The organism is Burkholderia cepacia GG4 (genome assembly GCF_000292915.1).
Taxonomy (GTDB): Bacteria; Pseudomonadota; Gammaproteobacteria; order Burkholderiales; family Burkholderiaceae; genus Burkholderia; species Burkholderia cepacia_D.
Genome location: NC_018513.1, coordinates 1,627,398 through 1,644,449, shown reverse-complemented (window position 1 = coordinate 1,644,449; position 17,052 = coordinate 1,627,398). Strand labels below are relative to the sequence as shown.

12 protein-coding genes and 2 tRNA genes are annotated in these 17,052 nt (G+C 66.3%); 5 read left to right on the top strand and 9 right to left on the bottom strand.

The annotated features are described in order from the left end of the window. Positions 1 to 31: 31 nt before the first annotated feature. The gene (locus GEM_RS07510) at positions 32 to 1,576 is read left to right on the top strand and encodes an NAD(P)H-hydrate dehydratase (protein ID WP_014896813.1); all 1,545 of its coding nucleotides are present in this window, start codon (positions 32 to 34) and stop codon (positions 1,574 to 1,576) included. Between the two features lie 111 nt (positions 1,577 to 1,687). Beyond that, positions 1,688 to 3,310: a glucose-6-phosphate isomerase gene (gene pgi / locus GEM_RS07505; protein WP_014896812.1), complete on the top strand. Its 1,623-nt coding sequence runs from the start codon at positions 1,688 to 1,690 to the stop codon at positions 3,308 to 3,310. Positions 3,311 to 3,386: 76 nt separating this feature from the next. Here pgi and GEM_RS07500 read toward each other — a convergent pair whose 3' ends face one another. Further along, positions 3,387 to 4,088, bottom strand: coding sequence for an ABC transporter ATP-binding protein (locus GEM_RS07500; protein WP_014896811.1), 702 nt, complete (start codon positions 4,086 to 4,088; stop codon positions 3,387 to 3,389). Between GEM_RS07500 and GEM_RS07495 the strand changes: the two genes are divergently transcribed. Next, positions 4,087 to 4,761: an arylesterase gene (locus tag GEM_RS07495; protein ID WP_041490478.1), complete on the top strand. Its 675-nt coding sequence runs from the start codon at positions 4,087 to 4,089 to the stop codon at positions 4,759 to 4,761. The genes GEM_RS07500 and GEM_RS07495 overlap by 2 nt on opposite strands. Before the next feature lie 81 nt (positions 4,762 to 4,842). Here the strand turns inward: GEM_RS07495 and GEM_RS07490 are convergent, their stop codons facing one another. From GEM_RS07490 to tig, 7 genes are all read right to left on the bottom strand, one after another. Beyond that, positions 4,843 to 6,777, bottom strand: a complete 1,935-nt coding sequence (locus GEM_RS07490) for a SurA N-terminal domain-containing protein (protein ID WP_014896809.1) — start codon at positions 6,775 to 6,777, stop codon at positions 4,843 to 4,845. Positions 6,778 to 7,098: 321 nt separating this feature from the next. Further along, a tRNA-Asp gene (locus GEM_RS07485) sits at positions 7,099 to 7,175 on the bottom strand. 23 nt (positions 7,176 to 7,198) lie between these two features. Further along, positions 7,199 to 7,274, bottom strand: a tRNA-Val gene (locus GEM_RS07480). A gap of 204 nt (positions 7,275 to 7,478) precedes the next feature. Then, complete coding sequence (lon, locus tag GEM_RS07475; RefSeq protein WP_014896808.1) at positions 7,479 to 9,902, bottom strand: endopeptidase La; 2,424 nt, start codon at positions 9,900 to 9,902, stop codon at positions 7,479 to 7,481. Between the two features lie 197 nt (positions 9,903 to 10,099). Further along, positions 10,100 to 11,371: an ATP-dependent Clp protease ATP-binding subunit ClpX gene (clpX, locus tag GEM_RS07470; protein WP_014896807.1), complete on the bottom strand. Its 1,272-nt coding sequence runs from the start codon at positions 11,369 to 11,371 to the stop codon at positions 10,100 to 10,102. Positions 11,372 to 11,535: 164 nt separating this feature from the next. Further along, positions 11,536 to 12,189 carry an ATP-dependent Clp endopeptidase proteolytic subunit ClpP gene (clpP, locus tag GEM_RS07465; protein ID WP_006496351.1) on the bottom strand — a complete coding sequence of 218 codons (654 nt, stop codon included), beginning with the start codon at positions 12,187 to 12,189 and terminating at the stop codon, positions 11,536 to 11,538. 140 nt (positions 12,190 to 12,329) lie between these two features. Continuing rightward, positions 12,330 to 13,676, bottom strand: coding sequence for a trigger factor (tig, locus tag GEM_RS07460; RefSeq protein ID WP_014896806.1), 1,347 nt, complete (start codon positions 13,674 to 13,676; stop codon positions 12,330 to 12,332). Between the two features lie 401 nt (positions 13,677 to 14,077). On the opposite strand from tig, the gene GEM_RS07455 reads away from it, so the two are divergent. Both GEM_RS07455 and GEM_RS07450 read left to right on the top strand, forming a co-directional pair. Then, a complete protein-coding gene (locus GEM_RS07455; RefSeq protein WP_014896805.1) occupies positions 14,078 to 15,223 on the top strand; it encodes a glycerate kinase in 1,146 nt (381 codons plus the stop codon). 62 nt (positions 15,224 to 15,285) lie between these two features. Beyond that, positions 15,286 to 15,735, top strand: coding sequence for a MarR family winged helix-turn-helix transcriptional regulator (locus tag GEM_RS07450; RefSeq protein WP_014896804.1), 450 nt, complete (start codon positions 15,286 to 15,288; stop codon positions 15,733 to 15,735). 220 nt (positions 15,736 to 15,955) lie between these two features. Here the strand turns inward: GEM_RS07450 and GEM_RS07445 are convergent, their stop codons facing one another. After that, entirely contained in the window at positions 15,956 to 16,954 is a 999-nt protein-coding gene (locus GEM_RS07445) for a 2-dehydropantoate 2-reductase (RefSeq protein ID WP_014896803.1), read from the bottom strand. Between the last annotated feature and the right edge of the window lie 98 nt (positions 16,955 to 17,052).

The following is a 17,052-nucleotide window of genomic DNA, read 5'->3' as shown; positions in this document are numbered from 1 at the left end:
GCGGCCACCGCCCCGCCGCCATGACCCCGCGATGACGATTGCCCGCCTGCTCCCCGACTCCGCCCCGCTCGCGCTGCTGCGCGTTGCCGACCTGCGCGCGGCCGAAGCCGCCGCGACCGCCGAACTGCCGCCGCACACGCTGATGGGCCGCGCGGGCGCCGCCGCCGCGCGCTGGCTGTCCGAACGGGTCGCCGGCGACGCGCGTCCGGTCTGGTTCGCGGTCGGCCCCGGCAACAACGGCGGCGACGCGCTGGTGGCCGCCGCACAGCTCCAGCAGCTCGGCGTCGCGACACAGGCGTGGCTGCCCGTGCCGGTCAAGCCGGACGACGCGCAATGGGCGCTCGGCCTCGCGCGCGCGGCCGGCGTGCCGCTATCGGCCGACCCGCCCGCATCGCTCGACGGCTATGCGTGGGTCGTCGACGGATTGTTCGGAATCGGCCTCGGTCGCGCACTCGACGGCCGGTTCGCCGCGCAGGCAGCGCGCATCGCCGCGCACGCCCGCAGCGGCGGCCGCGTGCTCGCGCTCGACGTGCCGAGCGGACTGGACAGCGACACGGGCCGGATCGTCGGCGCGGGCGTCGCCGTCGCCGCGACGCATACGCTCACCTTCATCGGCGCGAAGCCGGGCCTTTACACCGGCGACGGCCGCGACCTTGCCGGCGAGATCGACATCGCATCGCTCGACGTCGCGCCGCCCGCCGAGCCGGCCATCGTGCTGAACGAGCCGGCGCGGTTCGCCGCCGCGTTGCCCGCGCGCGCGTTCGCGTCGCACAAGGGCACGTTCGGCAGCCTCGCGGTGCTCGGCGGCGACACCGGCATGTGCGGCGCGCCGATCCTCGCCGCGCGCGCCGCGCTGTTCGCAGGCGCCGGCAAGGTGCACGTCGGCTTTCTCGGCGCCGGCGCGCCGCCGTACGATCCGCCATTCCCCGAGCTGATGCTGCATCCGGCGGACAACCTCGACCTCGATGCGATGTCCGCGATCGCGGCCGGCTGCGGCCTGGGCACACGCGAGGCCGCGGCCACCCTCGTGCGCAGCATGCTTGCGCACGACGCCGCGACGCTGCTCGACGCCGACGCACTCAACCTCGTCGCGACACACGCCGATCTCGCGGCCGCCGTGGCCGCCCGCGGCGCGCGCGGCCATGCATGCGTGCTGACGCCGCATCCGCTCGAGGCAGCCCGACTGCTCGGCAGCGACACCGCGACGGTGCAGCACGATCGGCTGGCCGCGGCACAGGCGCTTGCCGCCCGCTACGCGAGCATCGTCGTGCTGAAGGGCTCGGGCACGGTGATTGCGGCTCCCGACGGCCGCCTGACGATCAACCCGACCGGCAATGCCGCGCTCGCCACCGGCGGCACCGGCGACGTGCTCGGTGGCCTGATCGGCGCGTTGCTCGCGCAGCGTGTCACGCCGTATGAAGCCGCGCTCGCGGGTGTCTACCTGCACGGCCTCGCGGCCGACACGCTGACCGCGAGCGGCACGGGGCCGGCCGGTCTCACCGCGGGCGAACTCGCACCGATGGTGCGCACGCTGATCAATCGCCTTTTTTACCCGTCGCCGCGCGCCGACATATAACGCCGCTATACTGAGTGCCCCGCCGCACGGCGGGCCCGCTCGTCCGCCGGCCTTCCGATCCCGATGCGCCGGCGCGGCATTCCTCCCGATTCACGCTTCACTCGAACCGCCATGACGCTGAATTCGCTCCCCGCCTGGACTGCCCTTCAATCCCACTTCGAACAAATCCGCCATGCACGGCTGCGCGACTGGTTCACGCCGGAAAACGACCGCGCACCGACTCGCGCCGAACGCTTCACGATCCCGGGCGGCGGCCTCGCGGCCGATTTCTCGAAGAACCGCATCAACGACGAAACGCTGCGCCTGCTCGTGCAGTTGGCCCGCGAAGCGGGCGTCGAAGCGCGCCGCGACGCGATGTTCGCCGGCGAGATCGTCAACCCGACCGAAGGCCGCGCCGCGCTGCACACGGCACTGCGCGCGACCGACCCGCATGCGCCGTTCCATCCGCAGGTCAGCGCCGAGCGCGCCAAGATGGCGAGCTTCGCGCGCGCCGTGCGCGACGGCGCGTGGACGGGCTACACCGGCAAGCGCATCCGCCACGTGATCAACATCGGCATCGGCGGCTCGGATCTCGGGCCGAAGATGGTCACGCACGCGCTGCACCATGTCGCGACGCCGGACATCTCGACTCACTTCGTGTCGAACGTCGACGGCGCCGATCTCGCGCGCGTGCTCGAACAGGTCGACCCGGAAGAAACGCTTGCGATCATCGTGTCGAAGACGTTCACGACGCTCGAGACGATGACGAATGCACGCTCGCTGCGCGACTGGTTCATCGCGCGCGGCTGCCCCGAGGACGCGCTCGCGAAGCACTTCGTCGGCGTGTCGGCGAACCCGGCCGAAGTCGTGAAGTTCGGCATCTCCGCCGACAACGTGTTCGAAATGTGGGACTGGGTCGGCGGCCGCTATTCGCTGTGGTCGGCGGTCGGCCTGTCGATCATGATCGCGATCGGGCCCGAGCAGTTCGACGAACTGCTCGCCGGCGCGAACGACATGGACCGCCATTTCCGCGAAGCGCCGCTCGAGCGCAACCTGCCGGTGCTGCTCGGCCTGATCGGCATCTGGTACCGCAACTTCTTCGGCTCGCAAAGCTACCTCGTCGCGCCGTATTCGGAAGCCCTGCACTACCTGCCGTCGTATCTGCAGCAGCTCGAGATGGAAAGCAACGGCAAGTCAGCGCGCCTGGACGGTACGTTCGTCGACTACCCGACGTCGGCCGTCACGTGGGGCGAGCCGGGCACCAACGGCCAGCACGCGTTTTTCCAGATGCTGCACCAGGGCCCGACGATCGTGCCGATCGACTTCGTCGCGGTGCTGACGCCAGAGCATCCGCTCGCGAGCCATCATCCGAAGCTGCTCGCGAACTGCTTCGCGCAGAGTGAAGCATTGATGCTCGGCCGCACGCTCGACGAAGCGCGCAAGGTCGCCGGCCCCGGCAAGGAAGCGCTCGCGCCGCACCTGACCTTCCCCGGCAATCGCCCGACGACGACGCTGCTCGTCGATGCGCTGACGCCGCGCACGCTCGGCGCGCTGATCGCACTCTACGAGCACAAGGTGCTGGTGCAGGCGACGGTGTGGGACATCAATCCGTTCGACCAGTGGGGCGTCGAGCTCGGCAAGATTCTCGGCAAGGTCGTCGAAGCCGACCTGTCGGCCGAGTCGGTCGATCCCGCGAAGCACGATTCGTCGACCACCGCGCTGATCGAACGCGCGCGCGCAGCACTCAAGCGCTGACGCGACAGCGTCATGCGCATGCCGGACGCACAGGGCGATCGACCTTGCGCGTCCGGCAAGAAAATTCAGCGTCGCGCTACATCGCGTGCGGTGCGACGATGCGTCCGGCGTCGATCGTCACCGTCGTCGCGCAGCGCCGCGCGAGTTCGGCATCATGCGTGACGAGCACGAGCGTCGCGCCGTGCGTGCGATTCAACTCGAACATCAGGTCGATGACCGCATGGCCCGTGGCTGCGTCGAGGCTGCCGGTCGGCTCATCGGCGAACAGGATCGCCGGGTGCGTGACGAATGCACGCGCGAGCGCGACACGCTGCTGCTCACCACCCGACAGCAGCTTCGGATAATGCGCGGTGCGCTCGCCGAGACCGACCTGCACGAGCAGCGCGCGGGCACGATCGGCCGCGTCACGCGCACTGATGCCGCCCTGCAGCTCGAGCGGCAACATCACGTTTTCAAGCGCCGTCAGATGCGGCATCAACTGGAACGACTGGAACACGAACCCGACCGCGCCGTTGCGCAGCGCGGCGCGCTCGTCCTCGTCGAGCTGATCCAGCGCGCGGCCGAGCAAGCGAACCGTACCGCTCGTCGCGCTGTCCAACCCGGCAAGCAGGCCGAGCAACGTCGATTTGCCCGACCCCGATGCACCGACGATCGCGAGGCTGCTGCCGGGCTGCACGGCGAGCGTGATGCCGTCGAGGATCGTCAGCTCGCCGGTTGCATCGGCGACCCGCTTGCACACGTCATGGACTTCGATGATCGGATCGGTAATCTTGAACATGGACACGACATTCCGCTGGAGAAGACGCGCGGCGCTCGCCGCGCTGCTGGGTACCCTGGTCGCATCAACCGTGCCCGCACGCGCTGCGACGGCTGCGACCCCGACATCGGGCCAGCCCGCGCTCGTCGTGCTCGGCGACAGCCTGTCAGCCGAATACGGGCTGCCGCGCGACACCGGCTGGGTTGCGCTGCTGCGGCAACGGCTCGCAACCGAGCGAATCGATTATAGCGTCGCGAACGCGAGCGTCAGCGGCGACACCACGAGCGGCGGCCGCGCGCGGCTGCCCGCGGTGCTGCAGCGGCTCAAGCCGTCGATCGTCGTCGTCGAGCTCGGCGCAAACGATGCGCTGCGCGGCGTGCCGCTCGCGACGACCGAGCAGAACCTGCGCGACATCATCGCCGATGCGCGTCAGGCACGAGCGAAGGTCGTGCTGGTCGGCATGTACGTGCCGCCCAACTACGGCCCCGACTACACGCAAAAATTCCACGCGGTCTATACGCGGCTCTCCAAGGAGCTCGGCGTACCACTCGTGCCGTTCCTGCTGGCCGGGATCGAAAACAAGCCGGAGATGTTCCAGTCCGACCAGATGCATCCCGCGCAGCAGGCGCAGGGCATCCTGCTCGATAACGTGTGGCCGGCGCTGAAGCCGCTGCTCGGCAGGCCGCGCGGCTGACGACTCGCCCCGCGCCGGAAAGCAAAAAGCCCCGCTCGAAGCGGGGCTTTTCGTTGTTGCGTGCGAAACCGTGAACGGCGCTTAGTTGCCGCCGTCCTGCGACTGGCTCGGTGCCGTTCCGTACAGCTTCACCTTCGAGCGATCGCGCAGCGCGGTGAGATACGCTTCGCCTTCGCTTTGGGCTTCGACCTGCGCCATCTGCTGCTGCGCGGCCGCGAGCTGCTGCGGATCGACCGCCGAACCCGCGATCACCGCGTTCACGCGATAGATCGCGTAGCCGTCCGCACCGAGATCGACACCGACGTAGGCCGGCAGCGTCTTTGCATCGACCTTGTAGACGGCGCTCAGCGCCGCCGGCGTCAGGCCCTGCGATTGCGTGCGCGACACCTTCTGCGCCGCCGTGAAGCCATCGGCCGACTTCGACTTCTGCAGCTCGGCCAGCTTCGCCGCTCCGTCCTTCTTCGCGAGTTCCGCGGCCTGCTCGGCGACGACCTTCTGACGCACGACGTCCTTGATCGCGTCGAGCGCCGGCACGGCAGCCGACTTGTGGTCGGTGACGCGCGCCGAGATCAGCGTGTTGTTGCCCACGTCGATCGCCTGCGTGTTGTTCTGGCTCTTCACCGAGTCGTTCGCGAACACGGCGGCAAGGAACTTCGGATTGTTCAACGGGCTCGTCGGCGGCAGCTGCGGGTTCGGCGTCGGCATGACGCTGGCCGTCTGGATCGTCAGCTTGTACTTGTCGGCGGCCGGCTGCAGCGTCTTCGCCTTTTCGTAGACGGTCGACGTGAAGCCTTCCGCGTTGTCCGAGAACGCCTTCGCTGCGTACTGCTGCTTCAGCTCGACTGCGATCTGGTCCTTCACGTCCGCGAACGACTTGATCACCGACGGCTTCACTTCGGTCGCCTTCAGGATGTGGAAGCCGAGATCCGATTGCACGATACCGCTCACGTCGCCCTGCTTCAGCGCGAATGCGGCGTCGTCGAATGCCTTGCCGCCCGCCGTCGAGCCGCGCGTGATGAAGCCGAGGTCGCCGCCCTTCGCTGCCGACGGCGCGTCCTGCGAGCTCTTCTGCGCGATCTGCGCGAACTGGTCCGGATGCGCCTTCACGTCGGCCAGCAGTTGCTCGGCCTTCGCCTTCGCGGCCGCTTTGTCGGCCGCGCTTGCATTGCTCGCCGCGGCGATGAAGATGTGGCTCACGCGCACCTGCGCTTCCGAGCGGAAGTGCGTCGGGTTGTCGTCGTAGAACTTCTTGATGTCCGCATCGGTCGGCTGTGCGCTCGCGGCGGCCGCCGCCGGCGAATAGACGAGATACTGGATCGTCGCGGTCTCCGGCGTCGCGAAGCTCTGCTTGTGCGCGTCGTAGTACGCGGCGAGCTGCGCGTCGGTCGGCTGCACCTTCGCGGCATAGTCGCCCGTCTTCAGCACGAGCGCCTGCACTTCACGCTGCTGCGCGGCCAGCCCCGACAGACGTTCCGCGAGGCTCTTCGGCGTAAACGCGCTCGACACGATGCTTGCCGGAATCTGCTGCAGCGCGAGGCTGTAGCGCACGCGCTCCTGGTACTGCTCGGGCGTCATCCCCTGGAACGACAGCAGCTGCGCATAGCGTTCGACGTCGATCGAACCGTCGGGCTTCTTCAGCGACGCGATCATCGGGTCGCTCATCAGCGCGTCGCGCACTGCGTTGTCGGACGCGGTCAGGTGCAGACGCTGCGTCTCGTCGGCCAGCACGCGTTGCTGGATCAGGCCATCGAGCACCTGCTTGCGATGGTCGGGCGTGTCGAACGCCTTGATGTCGAACTGCCCGCCAAGCGCCTGGCGCGCCTGGTCGATCTGCTGGCGGAACGCGCCGTCGAATTCGACCCGCGTGATCTTGTGCCCGTTGATCGCCGCGACGTTCGCACTGTCGTCGAAGAAGCCGCGGAAACCTTGGATCCCGACGAAACCCAGCCCCGGCAATACGATCAGGAGCAGGAGCGCCATCATCAGGCGCTGGTGATTACGGAAGAAATCGAGCATGCGTGACGGGAAAATTGGACAAAACGACCGATATTACAACATACGGGGTGGGACGGGAAAAAAGCAGGCGCGCAACGAGCGGTCGCAACCGGCGACGCAAATGAAAAAGCCCGCACAAGGCGGGCTTTCTCATTTTCTGGCGGAGCGGACGGGACTCGCCTACATCCTGCAGGCCGCGGCTGCGCTTGCAAGCGCAGCCCTTCGCGTCCCGCCGGAAGCCGCGCAGGCGGCTTCCTCCGCGCCGCAGTCACGCGCCCGCAAGCGGGCGCGATCAACGATACAAATGAAAAAGCCCGCACAAGGCGGGCTTTTTCATTTTTTTGGCGGAGCGGACGGGACTCGAACCCGCGACCCCCGGCGTGACAGGCCGGTATTCTAACCGACTGAACTACCGCTCCTTGGTCTGGCTGAATCAGGAAACTGGTGGGTGCTGAGGGGTTCGAACCCCCGACCTACGCCTTGTAAGGGCGCCGCTCTACCAGCTGAGCTAAGCACCCGTTTCCGATTCGTTCTGGCTGCGATCTGCGTTTCGGCATCAACAACCAGCGAGCCCGCAAGTTTAATTCATCCCCGATCATTTTGCAAAGCCCTGGCGCGAATATTTTTAACGCTCGCGCGCACGATTCCGATACGCATAAAAAAACCCGCGGCTACGCCGCGGGTTTCGTGAACAACCGTCAGGAAGAACGGTGTCGCGATGCTTAGTGCTTGACGAATTCCGTCGAGCCGGCATCCTTCGCCGCATCGGCGACCGGTGCCGCCGCCTTCGCCTCTTCTTCCGGCGGCAGCGGGGTCGGCGAACGCTCGAGCGCGAGTTCCAGCACCTTGTCGATCCAGCGGACCGGCACGATCTCGATCGCGTTCTTCACGTTGTCCGGAATCTCGGCGAGATCCTTCACGTTCTCTTCCGGGATCAGCACGAGCTTGATGCCGCCGCGATGCGCTGCGAGCAGCTTTTCCTTCAGCCCGCCGATCGGCAGCACTTCGCCACGCAGCGTGATCTCGCCCGTCATCGCGACATCGGCACGCACCGGGATACCCGTCAGCACCGATACCAGCGCGGTCGTCATCGCACCGCCGGCGGACGGACCGTCCTTCGGCGTCGCGCCTTCCGGCACGTGGATGTGGATATCCTGCTTCTCGAACGCTTCGTCCTTGATACCCAGACGGCGCGAACGCGAACGCACGACCGAACGCGCAGCTTCGACCGACTCCTTCATCACGTCGCCGAGCGAACCCGTACGAATTACATTGCCCTTGCCCGGCATCACCGCGGCTTCGATCGTCAGCAGGTCGCCGCCGACTTCCGTCCACGCGAGGCCCGTCACCTGACCGACCTGGTTTTCCTTCGCCGCGAGGCCGAAGTCGTACTTGCGCACGCCGAGGAACGTATCGAGGTTCTCGCCATCGACCTTGATCGCGCCCGATGCCTTCTTCAGCAGCAGCATCTTCACGACCTTGCGGCAGATCTTCGACACTTCCCGCTCGAGCGAACGCACACCGGCTTCGCGCGTGTAGTAGCGGATGATGTCGCGGATCGCCTGCTCGGTGACTTCGATCTCGCCTTCCTTCAGACCGTTGTTCTTCTTCTGCTTCGGCAGCAGGTAACGCTGGGCGATGCTGACCTTCTCGTCTTCCGTGTAACCCGACAGACGGATCACTTCCATCCGGTCGAGCAGCGGCGGCGGGATGTTCAGCGAGTTCGACGTCGCGACGAACATCACGTCCGACAGGTCGAAGTCGACTTCGATGTAGTGGTCGGCGAACGTGTGGTTCTGTTCCGGATCGAGCACTTCGAGCAGCGCCGACGACGGATCGCCGCGGAAATCCATGCCCATCTTGTCGACTTCGTCGAGCAGGAAGAGCGGATTGCGCACGCCGACCTTCGTGAGGCTTTGCAGGATCTTGCCCGGCATCGAGCCGATGTACGTACGGCGGTGGCCGCGGATCTCGGCTTCGTCACGCACGCCGCCCAGCGCCATGCGCACGAACTTGCGGTTCGTCGCACGGGCGATCGACTGGCCGAGCGAGGTCTTGCCGACGCCCGGGGGCCCGACGAGGCACAGGATCGGCGCCTTGACCTTGTCCACGCGCTGTTGCACCGCGAGATACTCGAGGATCCGTTCCTTCACCTTTTCGAGGCCGAAGTGATCCTCGTCGAGCACCTGTTCGGCGTTCGACAGATCGTTGTTGACCTTGCTCTTCTTGCGCCACGGCAGGCCGATCAGCGTGTCGATGTAGTTGCGCACGACGGTCGCTTCCGCCGACATCGGCGACATCAGCTTCAGCTTCTTGAGCTCGGCATCGGCCTTCTTCTTCGCGTCCTTCGGCATGCGCGCGGCGTTGATGCGCTTCTCGAGTTCCTCGAGATCCGCACCCTCTTCGCCTTCGCCCAGTTCCTTCTGGATCGCCTTGACCTGTTCGTTCAGGTAGTACTCGCGCTGGCTCTTTTCCATCTGGCGCTTCACGCGCCCGCGGATGCGCTTTTCGACCTGCAGGATGTCGATCTCGGCTTCGAGCTGCGCGAGCAGGTGCTCGAGGCGCTCGATGACCGGGAACATCTCGAGGATGTGCTGCTTCTGGTCGAGCTTCAGCGGCAGACGCTCGGCGATCATGTCGGCGAGGCGACCGGCTTCATCGATGCCCGACAGCGACGTGAGGATCTCCGGCGGGATCTTCTTGTTCAGCTTCACGTACTGGTCGAACTGCGACACGATGGCGCGGCGCAGCGCTTCCGTTTCCGCGCTGTCGGCGTGATCGGGCTCGAGCGGCATCACTTCGCAGGAGAATTGCGTCTCCTGCTCTTCGATCGACAATGCCTTCGCACGCTGGAGGCCCTCGACGAGCACCTTCACGGTGCCGTCCGGCAGCTTCAGCATCTGCAGGATATTGGCGATACAACCGACCTCGTACATGTCCTTTTCGGTCGGTTCGTCCTTGGCTGCAGTTTTCTGGGCGACGAGCATGATGTGCTTGCCGCCTTCCATCGCTGCTTCGAGGGCCTTGATCGATTTCGGCCGGCCTACGAAGAGCGGAATGACCATGTGCGGGAAAACGACGACGTCCCGCAGCGGCAGCAGCGGGAGCGTGATGCGTTCCGGCGGGAGAAGTTGGGTGCCTGACATTTCATTTCCCCATGAGTGGAATCAATTGTTCGGTAATTGAGGCCGCCACAACGAATTGCAAGCCTTCAAGTGCGGGAAATATTCGGTAAGAAAGTAACCACCGCGTTTCGAGTCAGAGTTACCCACAAGATAAACGAAAAAAAGCCGCCCACGGTCTCATGAACGGCCTTTTTCGCAGAACATCGTCGGCAAGCCGGTCAGTTCGAACCCGCCACCTTCGGCGCGTCCTCATAGATCAGCAGGGGCTTGCCGTCGCCATCGATGACGTTCTCGTCGATGATGACCTTGCTGACCCCTTTCATCGCCGGCAGCTCGTACATCACGTCGAGCAGCGCCTGTTCGATGATCGAACGCAAACCGCGCGCGCCGGTCTTGCGGCGGATCGCCTTGCGGGCGACTGCCTGCAACGCGCCCGGCCGGATTTCCAGCTCGACGCGCTCCATCGCGAACAGCTTGTGATACTGCTTGACGAGCGCGTTCTTCGGCTCGACGAGGATCTTCATCAGTGCGGCTTCATCGAGCTTGCCGAGCGTCGCGACCACCGGCAGACGGCCGATCAATTCGGGGATCAGACCGAATTTGATCAAGTCTTCCGGTTCCGTTTCGCGCAGCACTTCGCCCGCGTCGCGTTCCTGCTTGCTCTTGACCGTCGCGCCGAAGCCGATGCCGGTTTTTTCGGTGCGGTCGGTGATCACCTTCTCGAGACCGTCGAACGCGCCGCCGCAAATGAACAGGATGTTGGTCGTGTCGACCTGGATGAAATCCTGGTTCGGGTGCTTGCGGCCACCCTGCGGCGGCACCGACGCCATCGTGCCTTCGACGAGCTTCAGCAGTGCCTGCTGGACGCCCTCGCCCGACACGTCGCGCGTGATCGACGGGTTGTCCGACTTGCGGCTGATCTTGTCGATTTCGTCGATGTAGACGATCCCGCGCTGAGCCTTGTCGACCTCGTAGTTGCAGTTCTGCAACAGCTTCTGGATGATGTTCTCGACGTCCTCGCCGACGTAGCCGGCTTCGGTCAGCGTCGTCGCATCGGCGATCACGAACGGCACGTTCAGCAACCGCGCGAGCGTCTGCGCAAGCAGCGTCTTGCCGGAGCCCGTCGGGCCGATCAGCAGGATGTTGCTCTTCGACAGCTCGACGTCGTCCTTCTTGTCGAGGTGCTTCAAGCGCTTGTAGTGGTTGTACACGGCCACCGCGAGGATCTTCTTCGCGCGCTCCTGGCCGATCACGTACTGATCGAGGATGTCGCGAATTTCCTGCGGGCTCGGCAGATCCGACCGGGACAGGCTGGCCTCGACGCCGGCGGCAGCCGCCTCGTCGCGAATGATCTCGTTGCAGAGGTCGATGCACTCATCGCAGATGAATACCGACGGGCCCGCGATGAGTTTCTTCACCTCATGCTGGCTCTTCCCGCAAAACGAGCAATACAACAGCTTCTCGCTGTTCGAACCTTTTTTGTCCGCCATGAATGTAGAGCCTCCGGACAGGTAGATGACATGATACGCCGAATGCTCCGAACGCCGCGCCTAGGGCGCGACCGGAGCCGGCTGGATGCGCTTGCCGCAGATGCTCAAGGCACTCGGGACGTGGCCGGGGCGCCGCGCAAATCGGGGCGGCACCCCACTTAAACTTACGGGCGCTTCAACAGCACCTGATCGATCAGCCCGTACGCCTTCGCGTCCTCGCTCGACATGAAGTTATCACGGTCGGTGTCGCGCGCGATGCGCTCGACGTCCTGGCCCGTGTGCTGCGCGAGCAGGTTGTTCAGCCGCTCCTTCAGGTAGAGGATTTCGCGCGCCTGGATCTCGATGTCGGAAGCCTGGCCGCGTGCGCCGCCGAGCGGCTGGTGAATCATCACGCGCGAGTTCGGCAGCGCGAAGCGCTTGCCCTTCGCACCCGATGCGAGCAGGAACGCGCCCATGCTGGCCGCGAGGCCCATGCAGAGGGTCGATACGTCCGGCTTGATGAACTGCATCGTGTCGTAGATCGCCATGCCGGCCGACACCGAGCCGCCCGGGCTGTTGATGTAGAGGCTGATGTCCTTGTCGGGATTCTCGCTCTCGAGGAACAGCAGTTGCGCGACCACGAGGTTGGCGGTCTGGTCGTTCACTTCGCCGACCATGAACACCAGGCGCTCCTTCAGGAGACGCGAATAGATATCGTACGAACGCTCGCCGCGGCCGCTCGTTTCGACGACGATCGGCACCAGCCCCAGCGCTTGCGCCTCGAAACCCTGCGGCGCGTTCGAAGCAAGCATGTCCAGCAATTCAGCGCGAGTGATCATTCAATGAACCTTGTTCGAATGGAAAATTGAACGGAGGGAAGCCGCCCGCTCAATCGCCATATTAATGGCAACCGTGCGCTTGACGTAAAAACGGCGTGCGGGCCGTCGCTCCGACAGCCGGCACGCCGCTAGAGCGACACTTACGCTTGCGCCGATGCGCTCGCGAGTGCCTCGAAGCTCACTTCCTTGTCCGTCACCTTTGCCTTGCCCAGCACGAAGTCGACGACGTTGCTTTCAACGACGAACGCTTCCATCTCGGCGAGGCGCTGCTGGTTGGAATAATACCAGCGGACCACTTCCTTCGGGTCTTCGTAGCTCTTCGCGAACTCGTCGACTTCCGCGCGGATCTGCTCCGGCTTCGCTTCGAGGCTGTTCGACTTCACGAGCTCGGCCAGCACGAGGCCCAGCTTCACGCGACGCTCTGCCTGCTCGGCGAACATCTCGGCCGGGATCGGTGCGTCCTTCGCGTTCGGCACGCCGCGCTGCGCCAGATCCTGGCGAGCCATTTCGACGAGGCGTTGCTGGTCCTGCTCGATCAGCGCCTTCGGCACGTCGAGTTCGGAAATCTTCAGCAGCGCGTCCATCACCTGGTTCTTGACGATCGACTGCGTGCGACGCTTCGCTTCGCGCTCGAGGTTGTCCTTGATCTCGCCGCGCATCTTCGTCAGGTCGCCGTCTTCGATGCCGAGCGACTTCGCGAATTCGCCGTCGATTTCCGGCAGGTGCGGCCACTCGATCTTCTTCATCGTGACCGTGAATTGCGCCGTCTTGCCCGCCACGTCCTTGCCGTGGTAGTCATCCGGGAACTTCAGGTCGAACGTGCGTGCTTCGCCGGCCTTCAGGCCGAGTGCTGCCGTTTCGAATTCCGGCAGCATGCGGCCTTCGCCGAGCACGAACGGGAAGTCTTCGGCCGTGCCGCCCTGGAACGCGACGTCGTCGATCTTGCCGACGAAGTCGACCGTCACGCGGTCGCCGTTCTTCGCTGCGGTGTCCGCGCCGCCGTCGCCGTGTTCGCCGGCTTCGCCGCGTGCGTGGAAGTGCACGCGCTGCTTGCGCAGGATGTCCAGCGTGCGATCGATTTCGGCGTCGCCGATCGACGTCGTCGAGCGCTCGACTTCAGCCGTCGCCAGATCGCCGATCTTCACTTCCGGGTAGACCTCGAACGTCGCGTCGAACGCGTACGCATCTTCTGCCTGCTCCTGCTTCGGCTCGAAGCTCGGCTGGCCGGCCACGCGCAGGTTTTCCGCGCGGCTGATCGTGAAGAATTCCTGGCCGATCTTGTCGCTCAGCACTTCCGCTTCGACCTGACCCGAGTACTGCTGGGCGACCATCTTCAGCGGCACCTTGCCCGGGCGGAAACCCGGCATGCGAACGTTCTTCGCGAGTTTCTGGATACGGGCGTCGATTTCCTTCTGCACGGTGTCTTTCGGCAGGGAAATCGTCACGCGGCGTTCAAGCTTGCCGAGGTTCTCAACAACGTTAGCCATGGCTTCAATCGTCCTAAAATTATTCGAGCGAATCGGGTTTTCCTTGCCGTGCCTGCCTGCGGCGTGAGTTGCGTCGCATGAGTTGCGTCGGATCCACACGCCGCGCCGGAGCGCCACGCCATCCCTGCACGCGCCGGATGGCTAGCGCAAGCGGCTCGGAGCACGGCTTTGGCCGGAAGAATCGACTATTCTAGCAAACAATCTTCCTGATACCGCCAGATCGGCGCGACATAGGTGCCCACCCGCCGTACCCGCCCGCTCCCCTGCAGGGTTGTGGACGCGGATCGTCGCTATGCCGAACGCCGTATCCACCACGGGGCCACCATCCTGTAAGCTGCAATTGAGGTGCGCCGCGGTCGCGGCCCCGATTCCTCACACCAATTACGCCTTCCGGAGACACCATGCCGCAACCCCCGTCCGCGCCTGTCGTCGTCATCGCGCCCGATTCGTTCAAAGGCTCGCTTTCCGCCGAGCAGGTCGCGGACGCGATCGCCACCGGCATCCGCCGTGCCCGGCCCGATGCGGTCGTGCGCTGCTGCCCGATGGCCGACGGCGGTGAGGGCACGCTCGACGCGATGCTGGCGGGCGGCGGCACGCGGCGCGCGCTGCGGGTCGCCGGCGCGTCGCTCGCGGCCCGCGACGCGGCAGTCGGCGTGATCGACGCGCGCACCGCGATCGTCGAGACGGCCGAGATCGTCGGCATCACCGACGCCGTCGGCATGAGCGTGCCGGTCGATGCGCGCAGCACGCGCGGGATGGGCGAAGCGATCCGCACGCTGCTCGACGAAGGCGTACGCCGCTTCTTCGTCGCGCTCGGCGGCAGCAGCACCAACGACGCGGGCGCCGGGCTGCTCGCGGGCCTCGGCCTGCAGTGCTTCGACGCGGCCGGCCAGCCGGTCGAACCCGTCCCGGCGCGACTCGCCGACATCGCGCGAATCGACGCGTCGGGGCTCGACGCGCGCCTGAAGGAAGCCGAATTCATCGGCATGTCCGACGTCGACAACCCGCTCACGGGCCCGCATGGCGCGACCGCGGTGTTCGGCCCGCAAAAGGGTGTGACGCCCGAGCAGGTCGCCACCCTCGATGCCGCACTCGCCGGCTTCGCCGACCTGCTCGAGGCAGCGCTCGACCGCCGGAGCCGCGACCTGCCGGGTGCCGGCGCCGCGGGCGGCCTCGGTTTCGCGCTGCACATGCTGGGCGCGCAGTTCGAAGCCGGCGCGGAAGTCGTCGCACGACAGGTCGGGCTCGATGCGGCGCTCGCCGGCGCCGACTGGCTGATCACCGGCGAAGGCCGTTCCGACGTGCAGACGCTGCACGGCAAGGCGCCGTTCATCGCCTGCCGTCATGCACGGGTCGCCGGCGTGCCCGCGTCGCTGCTGTCGGGCGCGGTCGACCCGGCCGCGCTGCCGCGCCTGGCCGAACACTTTTCCGGCTGCTTCTCGCCCGCGCCCGGTCCGATCACGCTCGACGTCGCGATCCGCGACGCGGCCAACCTGCTCGCAAACGAGGCCGAGCAGTTGACACGGCTGAAGTACGGCGCACACTGACCGTTGACCCGAGCGCGCGATACAGGAACAATCGGGCCCGCCCTTTTTTTTCAGGATTCGACATGAAAGGCCGTCAAGCCGGGCTCGATCAGTTTCTGACCTATCGCCTCCATGCGCTCACGAAGCGATCCGACCGCGGGATCGCCGAGGTGTACCGGCACAAGCTGGACATCTCGCTGCCCGAGGCGCGCGTGATCGCCGCCGTCGGCGCCTTCGGTCCGTTTTCGATCATGGATCTCGCGCGCCACACCAATCTCGACAAGAGCCAGGCGAGCCGCGCGGCGGAAGCGCTGCTGCGCCAGGGGCTGCTCGAGCGCAGCGCGAGCGAGGAAGACGGCCGAATCGTGCTGATCGCACTGACCACCGACGGCCGCGCGCTGCATCGCAAGATCATGCCGATCGTGCGCAAGTGGAATGAAGGCCTGCTCGCGTGCCTGTCCGACAGCGAGCGCCAGACGTTCGAGCGACTGCTCGACAAGGTGGTCGCGACCGCCGCCGAACGGGACGACTGAGTCGCGGCGCGAGGCCAATCCCGCACCGCGCCCGCATCGTGACGGCCGCACCAACCCATCACCAGCGATCCGGCGCGCCCGGTTTTATTCCGACGAATTCGGCGGGCCGCCCGGGTTGCGCGAGTGCCGGGGCTGCGCGCCGGATTACCCCCCGCCGGGCACGCACCGGGCGACTTCCCGTCGCACTTCATCACACTGCGCGTGCCCGCACACCGTTGCGCTATAACCCGCTGTTCGCCGCGCGCTGACGCAGCAACCCGAGCACCGCGTCGCAATACGGCGTCGGCACGTCGAGCTTGCGGCCCAGTTCCGGAAACACGCCGAGGATCGGCCCGGTCTCGAGCGGTCGCCCGGCCTCGAAATCCTGCAGCATCGATGTCTTGAACGCGCCGAGCCTGCGCGTGACCGCGATCCGCTCCGGCCCGCTCATCCCGGTGTACAGGCCGAGCTTCGCGCCGATCGCGGCAGCCTCCTCCATCATCCGCAACGCGAGATCCTGCGTGAACGGATCGTCGAGCAGTTGCTCGGCGGTCGAGCCCGTCAGCGCGCTCAGCGGATTCATGTTCATGTTGCCCCACAGCTTCGCCCATATCTCGGTGCGGATCGCCGGCGTCGACTCGACGTCGAAGCCGCCCGCGGCGAGCGCTGCCGCGAACCGCGCGGTCGGCGCGTCGAGCCGCGGATCGGGCGAGCCGATGATCAGCCGATTGCCGCGTCCGCGGCGCACGATACCCGGCGCGTCGGTGCTCGACGACAGGTGCACGACGCAGCCGATCGCCTGCGCGGGCGGCAGCGCCGCCGACACCGCGCCGGCCGGATCGACCGCGTCGAGCGGCACGCCGTCGATCGGCCCCGCGAGCCCGTGCGTGAACCACCACGGCAGCCCGTTCATCGCGGCGACGATCACCGTGTCGGGCCCGACCAGCGGCGCGATGCGCGCGGCCAGCGCCGGCAACGCCTGTGCCTTCAGCGCGATCACCACGTAGTCCTGCACGCCGAGCGCGGCTGCGTCGTCGCTCGCACGCACCGGCACCGACGACACGGCGCCCGTCTCGTCGATCACGCGCACGCCGTGCGCGTTCAGCGCGTCGAGGGTCACGCCGCGCGCGTATGCGCTCACGGTCATGCCGGCGCGCGACAGCGCGGCCGCGAGCAACCCGCCGATCGCGCCGACGCCGACCACCGCCGCGCGCACCGACCCTGAATTCGTGTCGTTCATGATGGGATTCCGTCTGCTGGGAGCTGACGAGCATAACGCTCAATGGTTGCGGACACAACCATGTGTGCGAGCGCCCGCGGCACGTGCGCGCATGAGCG

Excerpts from the sequence above, each read along its gene's own strand:
- GEM_RS07510 (WP_014896813.1), top strand. The coding sequence starts at position 32 with ATGACGATTGCCCGCCTGCTCCCCGACTCCGCCCCGCTCGCGCTGCTG.
- pgi (WP_014896812.1), top strand. The coding sequence starts at position 1,688 with ATGACGCTGAATTCGCTCCCCGCCTGGACTGCCCTTCAATCCCACTTC.
- GEM_RS07495 (WP_041490478.1), top strand. The coding sequence starts at position 4,087 with ATGGACACGACATTCCGCTGGAGAAGACGCGCGGCGCTCGCCGCGCTG.
- GEM_RS07500 (WP_014896811.1), bottom strand. The coding sequence starts at position 4,088 with ATGTTCAAGATTACCGATCCGATCATCGAAGTCCATGACGTGTGCAAG.
- GEM_RS07490 (WP_014896809.1), bottom strand. The coding sequence starts at position 6,777 with ATGCTCGATTTCTTCCGTAATCACCAGCGCCTGATGATGGCGCTCCTG.
- lon (WP_014896808.1), bottom strand. The coding sequence starts at position 9,902 with ATGTCAGGCACCCAACTTCTCCCGCCGGAACGCATCACGCTCCCGCTG.
- clpX (WP_014896807.1), bottom strand. The coding sequence starts at position 11,371 with ATGGCGGACAAAAAAGGTTCGAACAGCGAGAAGCTGTTGTATTGCTCG.
- clpP (WP_006496351.1), bottom strand. The coding sequence starts at position 12,189 with ATGATCACTCGCGCTGAATTGCTGGACATGCTTGCTTCGAACGCGCCG.
- tig (WP_014896806.1), bottom strand. The coding sequence starts at position 13,676 with ATGGCTAACGTTGTTGAGAACCTCGGCAAGCTTGAACGCCGCGTGACG.
- GEM_RS07455 (WP_014896805.1), top strand. The coding sequence starts at position 14,078 with ATGCCGCAACCCCCGTCCGCGCCTGTCGTCGTCATCGCGCCCGATTCG.
- GEM_RS07450 (WP_014896804.1), top strand. The coding sequence starts at position 15,286 with ATGAAAGGCCGTCAAGCCGGGCTCGATCAGTTTCTGACCTATCGCCTC.
- GEM_RS07445 (WP_014896803.1), bottom strand. The coding sequence starts at position 16,954 with ATGAACGACACGAATTCAGGGTCGGTGCGCGCGGCGGTGGTCGGCGTC.